Here is a 9,773-nt window from a genome sequence, read left to right on the forward strand (position 1 = left end):
CCTTGTGGCTTTGCACACCGACACACGGGTTGAACTGGGCCTGAAGACCCCTAACTTGTAGGAACCCTCCAAAAGTCCGTCGGTGTTCTTCGTGGCCACCACCACCGCGCCGGAGCGGTCGGACTGGCACGGTGAACACGTGCTGGCCGTCCTCGCCCCCGGACAGGGTGCCCAGAAGCCCGGGATGCTCACCCCTTGGTTGGAGCTCCCCGGCGCCGAGTCCTTCTTCCGCTGGGCCGGCGCGATCGCCGACGCCGACCTCCTCGAGCTCGGCACGACCGGCGACGCCGAGGCCATCAAGGACACCGCGGTCACCCAGCCGCTGGTCGTCGCGATGAGCCTGTTCGTCGCCCGGGAGCTCGGCGGCCTGCCCGGCCCCGTCCCGCACACGCCGCAGTCCGGGCGGGACGTCGTCATCACCGGGCACAGCGTCGGCGAGCTGACCGCCGCCGCGCTGGCCGGGGTGCTGTCGATCGAGGCGGCGATCGCGCTGACCGCCGTCCGCGGCCGGGCGATGGCCCGCGCCTGCGCCCTCACCCCCACCGGGATGTCCGCCGTCCTCGGCGGCGAGCCCGACGAGGTGCTGGCCGCGATCGAGCGGTTCGGCCTGACCCCGGCGAACATGAACGGCGGCGGGCAGGTCGTCGCCGCCGGCTCCCTCGACGCGCTGGCCGCGCTCAAGGCCAAGCCGCCGACCAAGGCGCGGATCATGCCGCTGTCGGTGGCCGGCGCCTTCCACACCGCGTACATGGCCCCGGCCCGGGCGGAGCTGGAGGCCCTCGTCGGCGGCATCACCCCGGCCGACCCGAGCCGGCTGCTGCTGTCCAACGCCGACGGGGCCGCCGTCCCCAGCGGCGCCGAGACGCTGTCCCGGCTGGTCACCCAGGTCACCAGCCCGGTCCGCTTCGACGCCTGCCTGTCCACGCTGCGCGACCTCGGCGTCACCGCCGCCGTCGAGCTGCCCCCGGCCGGCGCGCTGTCCGGCCTGGCCAAGCGTGAGTGGAAGGGCGCCGACATCGAGGTGCTCGCCCTCGCCGGCCCTGCCGACCTCGACCGGGCCCGCGAGCTCATCGCCGCCGAGCGCGGCCGTGCCGAGGCCGAGCACCAGCCCGACTGGAGGGTCGTCGTCTCCCCCGCCCGCGGCACCGTCAGCCCGGCGGACATCGCCGAGGGCACCCGTCTCCCGGCCGGCACCCCGCTCGGCACGGTGCACAGCCGCCGCGAGGAGGTCCGCGTCTCGGCCGGCTACGACGGCGTCCTCGCCGAGTGGCTGGTCGCGGAGGGCGACCGCGTCGACGCCGGCGATCCCCTTGCCCGTCTCTACCCGGAGGTCTCGGAGTGACATCGATCCAGCTGCGCCAGGGCGCACCCGGCGCGCAGATCCTCGGCATCGGCGGCTACCGCCCCCGGCGGCGGGTCACCAACGCCGAGCTCGAGACCGTGATGGACACCAACGACGAGTGGATCCGCACCCGCGTCGGCATCGCCGAACGCCGCTGGGCGTCGGAGGACGAGTCGCTGGTGGAGATGTCCGTCGCGGCCGGCGGCAAGGCGATGGCCGCCAGCGGCCTGGCCGCCGACCAGGTGGACATGGTCGTGCTGGCCAGCGCCAGCCTCCGGGTGCCGATCCCGGGCATCGGCCCGCAGGTGGCCCACCGCCTGGGCATCCCCCGCCCGGGCGCGTTCGACCTCAACGCCGGCTGCGCCGGGTTCTGCTACGCCCTCGGGGTCGCCAACGACGCCATCCGCACCGGCAGCGCGCGGAACGCACTGGTCGTCGGGGTCGAGCGGCTCACCGACGTCACCGACATGACCGACCGGTCCACCGCGGTGATCTTCGCGGACGGCGCGGGAGCGGTCGTGCTCGGCGCCTCCGACGAGCCGGGCATCGGCCCGGTCGCCTGGGGCAGCGACGGCGACCAGTACAGCGCCATCGAGATCGCCGCCGGCCGCTCCACGATGAGCATGGCCGGCCAGGCGGTCTACCGCTGGGCCACCACCCGGCTCACCGAGACGCTGGTCGAGGCGATGGAAAAGGCCGGCGTCGGCCCGAGGGACATCGACGTGTTCGCGCCGCACCAGGCCAACCTGCGGATCATCGAGTCGATGGCCAGGAAGCTCGGGTTCCGCGACGACGTCGTCGTCGCCAAGGACATCGTGCAGTCCGGCAACACCTCCGCCGCCTCGATCCCGCTGGCGCTGACCGCGCTGCTGGAGTCCGGTGAGGCCAAGTCCGGCGACCTGGCCCTGGTGCTCGGGTACGGCGCCGGACTGACCTTCGCCGGGCAGGTCATCCGCCTCCCCTGATAGACCTCTGAACCGAGCCGGGACACCCGTCCCGGACGACGGTGCGGTCCCCGGCCGCGCCACCATCCGAGAGAGAGGACCCCACGCGTGAGCAGCACCCAGGAGATCCAGGCAGGCGTCGCCGAGATCCTGGAGGAGGTCGCCGGCGTCACCCCCGCCGACGCCACCCCGGAGAAGTCGTTCACCGATGACCTGGACGTCGACTCCCTGTCGATGGTCGAGATCGCCACCGCCGTCGAGGACAAGTTCGGCGTGGCCATCCCCGACGACGAGCTGGGCAACATCAAGACCGTCGGGGACGCGATCTCCTACATCGAGAAGAACCAGGGCTGACCCAGCCCGACCCGCAACAGCCCCCGGCCGTCCGGCCAGTCAGTCCCAGGAGGAAGTCATGAGCACGCCCACCGCCGACGTCGTCGTCACCGGGCTCGGCGCCACCACGCCTCTCGGTGGTGACGTCGCCTCCACCTGGGAGGCACTGCTGGCCGGCCGGTCGGGGGTCAGCCGGCTCACCGACGACTGGGCAAAGGAGTTCCCCGCCCAGCTGGTCGCCCGGCTGGCCAACGACCCGGTGCAGCAGCTGGACCGGGTCCGCGCCCGCCGGCTGGACCGCAGCCAGCAGGTCGCCGTGATCGCCGCCGAGGAGGCCTGGCGGGACGCCAAGGGCGCGGACTCCGGAGTCGACCCGCTGCGGATCGCCGTGGTCTTCGGCACCGGCATCGGCGGCGCGGTGACCCTGCTCGACCAGGACGACATCCTGGAGCAGAAGGGGCCCAAGCGGGTCTCCCCCTTCACCATCCCGATGCTCATGCCCAACGGCCCGGCGGCCGCGGTCGGCCTGGCCGTCGGCGCCAAGGCCGGCGTGCACGCCCCGGTCAGCGCCTGCGCGTCCGGCGCCGAGGCGATCCGGTGGGGGCTGGACCTGCTCCGCTTCGACCGCGCGGACATGGTGGTGGTCGGCGGCGCCGAGGCGTGCGTCCACCCGCTGCCGATGGCCGGGTTCGCCGCGATGCGCGCCATGAGCACCCGCAACGACGAGCCCGAGCGCGCCTCCCGCCCCTTCGACAAGGGCCGGGACGGGTTCGTGCTCGCTGAGGGCGCCGCCGCCCTGGTGCTGGAGCGCGCCGACGCCGCCGCCGCCCGCGGCGCGACGGTGTACGCCCGGCTGGCCGGTGCCGGCGCGACCGCCGACGGCTACGACCTGGTCGCCCCGCACCCCGAGGGTGAGGGCGCGGGCCGGGCCATCGCCGCCGCCATCCGCGACGCCGGCCTCACCGCCGCCGACATCGGTCACGTGAACGCGCACGCCACCTCGACCCCGATCGGCGACACGGCCGAGGCCAACGCGATCCGCCACGGCATCGGCGAGCACCCGCTGGTCACCGCGACCAAGAGCCAGACCGGGCACCTGCTCGGCGCCGCCGGCGCCCTGGAGTCGGTGTTCACGATCCTCGCGCTCCGGGACCAGGTCGTCCCGGCCACCGCGAACCTGGACGACCCGGACGACGACCCCGCGGTGCAGGCCCTGGACATCGTGCGGCGCGAGCCCCGCAAGTCGACCTTCTCCGCCGCGCTGAACGACTCCTTCGGCTTCGGCGGGCACAACATGGCCCTGGTCTTCACGACGGCGTGAGTCGGAGCCCGCTCCCTTTCCGGCACGTCCCTGTGAGGAGCTCCTCGTGACGACCCTGTCCACCGCGCCCCCCGCGACGCCGACCGTCGACCCCCGCGACCCCGAGGACCGGCTGGCCCGCTTCTTCGACCCCGGCTCGCTGCAGCTGCTCGCCGCCCGCGACACCTCCGGCGTGCTGGCGGCCCGCGGCACGGTGGCCGGCTCCTCCGCGATCGCCTACTGCACCGACGCCACGATCATGGGCGGGGCGATGGGCATCGACGGGTGCCGGCACATCGTCGACGCGATCGACGCGGCGCTGCGGGAGCGGGTGCCGGTGATCGGCGTCTGGCACTCCGGCGGCGCGCGGCTGGCCGAGGGCGTCACCGCGCTGCACGCGGTCGGCGAGGTCTTTGCCGCGATGGTCCGGGCCTCCGGGCGGGTGCCGCAGGTGTCCGTCGTCCTCGGGCCGGCCGCCGGCGGCGCGGCCTACGGCCCGGCGCTCACCGACATCGTGATCATGGGCCCGGCCGGCCGGGTGTTCGTCACCGGCCCGGACGTCGTGCGCTCGGTGACCGGCGAGGCCGTCGACATGGAGAGCCTCGGCGGGCCGGACACCCACGGCCGCCGATCCGGCGTCGTCCACGTGGTGACCGACAGCGAGGCCGAGGCGCTGGAGACAGCCCGGACGACGGTGAGCCTGCTCGCCGCCCAGGGCTCGTTCGCCCCGGCCCGCGACGAGCGCCCGGTCGACCTCCGGGCGCTGCTGCCGGAGAGGAGCAACCGCGCCTACGACGTGAAGCCGCTGGTGGCGGCCCTGCTCGACGGCCCGTCGGTGGAGCTGCAGCCCCGGTTCGCGCCGAACATCGTGACCACGCTCGGCCGGCTGGCCGGGCGCACCGTGGGCGTGATCGCGAACAACCCACTGCGGCTGGGCGGCTGCCTGGACGCAGCGTCGGCGGAGAAGGCCTCCCGGTTCGTCCGGATGTGCGACGCGTTCGGCGTGCCGCTGGTCGTCGTCGTGGACGTCCCCGGCTACCTGCCCGGGGTAGGCCAGGAGTGGGACGGCGTGGTCCGGCGCGGCGCGAAGCTGCTGCACGCCTTCGCCGAGGCCGTGGTGCCGCGGGTGACGCTGGTGACCCGCAAGTCCTACGGCGGGGCGTACATCGCGATGAACGCCCGGTCGCTGGGGGCCACCGCGGTGTTCGCCTGGCCGGGTGCCGAGGTCGCCGTCATGGGGGCGAAGGCCGCCGTCGGCATCCTGCACCGCAAGAAGCTCGCCGCCGTCCCGCCCGGGGAGCGCGAGGCGCTGCACGCCCAGCTGGCCGCCGAGCACGAGCGGATCGCAGGTGGGGTGAACCGGGCGCGGGAGATCGGGGTCGTGGACGACGTCGTCGACCCGAGCGAGACCAAGCGCCGACTGGTGGCCGCGCTGGCCGCGGCGCCGAGCGGGCGCGGAGCGCACGGCAACATCCCGCTCTGAGGTACGGCGGCGGCCCGGCACCCCAGGGGATGCCGGGCCGCTCGCGCGTCCGGGTGGTCCCGTCCGAAGGCGAGACGGATGGGGTCCTTCGTCAGACGACCTGGTGCAGCCAGGTGACCGGCGAGGTGTCGCCGGCGTGGCGGTAGGCCTCGAGGTCGGCGTCCCAGGCAGCACCCAGCAGCGCGTCGACGCCGTGGCGGAACGCCTCCACCGAGGTGGACGTGGCGGCCAGGTGACGGAGCTGCTGCTCGGTGACGATCAGGTCGCCGTTGGCGCTCACCGGCGAGCGGTGCACCCCGTGCCCGGGCACGTAGGACATCCGCTCGCCGTCGTTGCCGTGGCTGGCCTCCTCGGTCACCTCGAAGCGCAGCATCGGCCACTGCTTCAGGGCAGCGACGAGCCGGGCCCCGGTGCCGGGCGCGCCCGTCCAGGCGACCTCGGCACGGTACGACCCGTGGGCCGCTGGCTGCTCAGCCCATGACAAGGACACCGGCCCACCGACGACGCGCTCGAGCGCCCACTCGACGTGCTGGCAGAGCGCCTTCGGGCACGCATGCACGAAGACGACACCCTGTGTTGACCGTCGCTGCACGGTGCACCTCCATCGACTCGACTGGTCTCGCCTTCCCCAACGGACCTGTCGTGATGGGCGTGCTGTGTACTGCGGCGGGTGGTGCGTGCGGCTCTCCCCAGAGCCGTCGTCAGTCTGCCCGATCACTTCGCGAGCGCGCCAGTGCGGGTCGGTGCTGATGAGACGCCTGTGACGGACGGTGTCCAGCGTGGCGCCAGAACGCGCCGGTCATCTCGATGATCAACGATCCGTCTGGACGATCCGGGCGACATCCGTCCATCCCACTGCGGGGCGGCCCGGTCCCGGACCGGGCACGGCCAGCCGATAGCGTGAGCACCGGGGCGGTAGCTCAGCCGGTCAGAGCATGGGACTCATAATCCCTGGGTCGTGGGTTCGAGCCCCACCCGCCCCACCGGTATTCCTGCAGGTCAGCGGCCTGCTGCGTGATCGTCGATCTTGACGACAGGGTCCCGTGCCCACACGGTGCCCACACTACGCACCGTGACGTCTCGTTACGGACACCTCGTGGGCGAGATCCATGCGGTCGGCGAGGGCGCCGAGGTCGTCGTCGAAGAGCCCGGAGTAGACGTCGAGGGTCATCGCCGCGGAGGCGTGACCGAGCATCCGCTGGACCGCCTTGACGTTCGCGCCGCTGGCCACCAGCAGGCTCGCGGCGGTGTGCCGGAGGTCGTGCGGGCTGAGGTCCACGAGCCCGGCGGCCATGGCCGCCGGGTCGAAGAACCGCCGCCGGAAGTTGCCCGAGCGCAGCACCGCGCCGCCCGGCGAGGTCAGGACGAGGTCGTCCGGGCCCTTGCCCTGACAGCGGCGGGACAGCGGCTCGACGAGGATGCTCGGGATCGGCACGGTGCGCTGCTGGTGCGTCTTGGGCGCCCCGTACTCGACGCTGCCGCCGACCTCGGTGGCGCTCTCGGCGACGGTGAGCCGCTTGCGGAGGAAATCGATCCGGCGGACCCGTAGGGCGGCCATCTCGCCGAACCGGAGGCCGGTGTACGCCAGCAGGCGGACGACGTCGCCGTACTCCCCCGCCGCGTCCGCCAGCCGCTCCACCTCCGTGCGGGTGAGGAACCGGGGATCGGCGCGCCGGGCCCTGGGCAGCGGCACGCCGGATGCCGGGTTGCGCGGGATGCGCCCGTCGCGGACGGCGAGGGTCAGGACGAGGGCGAGGACGCGGTGCGCCTGCCGCACCGTCGCCGGCGCGAGGCCGCCGGCGACGAGTTGGGCCACCCACGCGGCGACCTCGGCATGGGTGACGTCGGCCAGCCGGTGCCGACCCCAGCGCGGCAGGATCTGGACGCGCAGCAGCGACCGGTAGCGGTAGAGCGTGCTGGGCTTCAGCCCGGTCTGCGCGGCGAGCCACTGCTCTGCCCAGGCATCGACGGTGACCCGGCCCCGCTCCGGCGCCGTCCAGGTCTGCGTGACGATCGCCGACGTCTGCTCGTCGAGCCATCGTTGGGCGTCGACCTTGCGCATGAATCGCTTCTCGTGCTGCCGCCCGCGAGCATCGCGGTACCGCGACCGGTACCGCTTGCTGCCGTCGCTGAGCACGTCCACGGTGATGCTGCCGGCCATCAGATGACCGTGCCCACGACGGCTCCCCGGGTCAACGCCGTCTGGAGTCTCTGGGGAGGCCGGCACGCCCGTGGACGACGCCCGTTCATCGACGGTCGAGGGCCTGGGCGTGCTGTTGCGCGATCCAGGCGTGGAGGTCGTCGGTGCGGTACAGGACGCGGCGGCCGAGGCGGAAGCTGCGCGGGCCGGTGCCCAGGTGGCGCCAGTACCGCAGGGTGGCGACCGGCGCACGGCCCGGTCGAGGCCCGTGGTGCTGACGTGGCCGGTACCCGCATCCACTCAGTGAGGCTGCCGAGCTTCGTGGTCAGCACCGAGGTTGTCTTCGGCGGAACCGGCGAGCGGCTGGTCATGCGGCACGATCCGGGCGAATCCCCGGATCCCTACGTCGGTGGCACGTTGCTGGCCGTCCGCAGAGTGGGGGAGACGCCCGGGGTGCGCCGTGGACTGGACTCGCTGCTGTTCGACCGCACCGAACCGGGCCGGTGAGCGGGCAGCGGCCTCTCATCCAGGTTGATCGAAGCGTCTCTGCAGCCGCCTCCTGTCCTGAACGGCTCATCTTGTGACAGCCCGAGTGGTTCAAGCAGTGGCCCGTCGGCAGGACCAGCGGACACTCGTCCTCGTCCTGTTGCCCACACCGCTGAAGACGGCCCGCTGCACGGCGTGGTCGCTCGCATCTGCTGCCATCGACGCGTCTTCGCGATCACAGAGCGTCCACGCCATGCAGGGGAGGGCACTCCGACCTTGGCGTCACCTCGAGGTCCGAGAACAGTGGAACCGCCCCGGTATGCGTTGACCGCGCCGACGGCGCTGGTTCGGGGCGACTGCGTCACGCCCGGTCTCTGGGGCCTCCCTTAGTTCCGAAACTGAGAGGCAGACCCAGCCATGACTGCAGTTGCAGAAACGACGGCAAGTGGGATTCGCCCGTTCATGATCCGAGTTCCCGAGGCGGACCTTGAGGACCTACGTGCTCGCATCGTGGCCACGCGCTGGCCGGAGAAGGAGACAGTCCCTGATCAATCGCAGGGCCCACGGCTCGCCACCATGCGGGCGCTCGCGGACTACTGGGCCAGCGAGTACGACTGGCGCAAGTGCGAGTCGCGAATCAACTCCTTCCCGCAGTTCCTGACCGAGATCGACGGACTGGACATCCACTTCCTCCACGCACGGTCCCCGCACGAGGATGCGCTACCGCTGATCGTCTGCCACGGGTGGCCAGGCTCCATCGTCGAGCAGCTGAAGATCATTGAGCCGCTAACCGATCCCCCTGCCCATGGTGGGCAGGCATCGGACGCCTTCCACGTGGTGGTCCCCTCGATGCCCGGCTACGGCTACTCCGGCAAGCCGACCACCACCGGCTGGGGCCCTGAGCGCATCGCGCGTGCCTGGGCCGAGCTGATGAGGCGCCTCGGATACGACCGCTACGTCGCCCAGGGCGGCGATTGGGGCGGACAAATAGTTGATCTGATGGGTGCACAGGCACCTACGGGGTTGATCGGCATCCACACCAACTTCCCTGGTGCTGTTCGAGACGACGTCACAGCGGCGGTCGTGTCGGGCGGCCCGCCGCCGTCCGGTCTTGATGACGATGAAACACGCCTCTACGAGAAGCTGAAGGGCTTCTGGGAGACGGACGTTGCCTATGCACTTGAGCTGGGGACCCACCCGCAGACGCTCTACGGACTTGCGGATTCACCCGTCGGCCTGGCCGCCTGGATGCTCGACCACGACTCGACCAGTATGGCGCTGATCGCCCGTGTCTTCGACGGTCAGCACGAGGGCCTTACCCGAGACGACGTGCTCGACAACATCACCCACTACTGGTTGACGAACACGGGGGTCTCTTCGGGACGTCTCTATTGGGAAAACAAGTTGTCCTTCTTCGGCCCGAAGGGCGTCTCCGTTCCGGTAGCGGTGAGCGTCTTTCCTGACGAGCTCTATCAGGTGCCGCGGAGTTGGGCAGAGCAGGCCTATCCCAACCTCATCCACTACAACCGGCTGCCCGTGGGCGGGCACTTCGCCGCATGGGAGCAGCCGGACCTCTTCACAGAAGAGGTGCGCGCGGGCTTGAGATCTCTGCGCAAGGCCCAGGTGCCTGAACCGCGTAGCTCCTGACCGACCCGCGGCTTCATGATCCGTTGTCCCTGAAGTCCTGGTTGTCCCCTGTCGGGGAGTGCCGTTCCGGGCTGAAAATGGGGCGCGGCCGCCCGTCG

The 9,773-nt window shown here is 72.2% G+C and carries 8 protein-coding genes, 1 tRNA gene and 2 pseudogenes; 8 read left to right on the forward strand and 3 right to left on the reverse strand.

All coding sequences use genetic code 11. The features are described 5' to 3' along the window. Positions 1-91 precede the first annotated feature (91 nt). From HK417_RS14475 to HK417_RS14495, 5 genes are all read left to right on the forward strand, one after another. Positions 92-1,342: an acyltransferase domain-containing protein gene (locus tag HK417_RS14475; RefSeq protein ID WP_308123584.1), complete on the forward strand. Its 1,251-nt coding sequence runs from the start codon at positions 92-94 to the stop codon at positions 1,340-1,342. Further along, positions 1,339-2,307 (forward strand): beta-ketoacyl-ACP synthase III, encoded by a 969-nt coding sequence (locus HK417_RS14480; protein WP_222267631.1) that lies wholly within the window; start codon positions 1,339-1,341, stop codon positions 2,305-2,307. The genes HK417_RS14475 and HK417_RS14480 overlap by 4 nt, the downstream gene beginning before the upstream one ends. Before the next feature lie 87 nt (positions 2,308-2,394). Continuing rightward, on the forward strand, positions 2,395-2,640 hold the full coding sequence (locus HK417_RS14485) for an acyl carrier protein (protein WP_222267633.1): 246 nt from the start codon (positions 2,395-2,397) through the stop codon (positions 2,638-2,640). 58 nt (positions 2,641-2,698) lie between these two features. Further along, positions 2,699-3,940: a beta-ketoacyl-[acyl-carrier-protein] synthase family protein gene (locus HK417_RS14490; RefSeq protein WP_222267634.1), complete on the forward strand. Its 1,242-nt coding sequence runs from the start codon at positions 2,699-2,701 to the stop codon at positions 3,938-3,940. A 46-nt stretch (positions 3,941-3,986) separates the two neighbouring features. Further along, entirely contained in the window at positions 3,987-5,402 is a 1,416-nt protein-coding gene (locus HK417_RS14495; RefSeq protein WP_439957925.1) for an acyl-CoA carboxylase subunit beta, read from the forward strand. A 91-nt stretch (positions 5,403-5,493) separates the two neighbouring features. Here the strand turns inward: HK417_RS14495 and HK417_RS14500 are convergent, their stop codons facing one another. Continuing rightward, positions 5,494-5,994, reverse strand: coding sequence for a DUF3145 domain-containing protein (locus HK417_RS14500; RefSeq protein WP_222267636.1), 501 nt, complete (start codon positions 5,992-5,994; stop codon positions 5,494-5,496). Between the two features lie 317 nt (positions 5,995-6,311). Here HK417_RS14500 and HK417_RS14505 point away from each other — a divergent pair. Continuing rightward, positions 6,312-6,385 (forward strand) — tRNA-Ile (locus tag HK417_RS14505). 80 nt (positions 6,386-6,465) lie between these two features. Here the strand turns inward: HK417_RS14505 and HK417_RS14510 are convergent. Both HK417_RS14510 and HK417_RS25445 read right to left on the reverse strand, forming a co-directional pair. Beyond that, on the reverse strand, positions 6,466-7,563 hold the full coding sequence (locus tag HK417_RS14510) for a tyrosine-type recombinase/integrase (RefSeq protein ID WP_222267638.1): 1,098 nt from the start codon (positions 7,561-7,563) through the stop codon (positions 6,466-6,468). 85 nt (positions 7,564-7,648) lie between these two features. Beyond that, positions 7,649-7,795 (reverse strand): annotated as a pseudogene (locus tag HK417_RS25445) (helix-turn-helix transcriptional regulator); the annotation flags it as partial. A 17-nt stretch (positions 7,796-7,812) separates the two neighbouring features. Here HK417_RS25445 and HK417_RS14515 point away from each other — a divergent pair. Next, positions 7,813-8,049: pseudogene (locus HK417_RS14515) on the forward strand (dihydrodipicolinate reductase C-terminal domain-containing protein); the annotation flags it as partial. 396 nt (positions 8,050-8,445) lie between these two features. Then, complete coding sequence (locus HK417_RS14520; protein WP_439957926.1) at positions 8,446-9,675, forward strand: epoxide hydrolase family protein; 1,230 nt, start codon at positions 8,446-8,448, stop codon at positions 9,673-9,675. Positions 9,676-9,773 lie beyond the last annotated feature (98 nt).

The organism is Modestobacter marinus, from assembly GCF_019799945.1.
GTDB classification, from domain to species: Bacteria; Actinomycetota; Actinomycetes; order Mycobacteriales; family Geodermatophilaceae; genus Modestobacter; species Modestobacter marinus_B.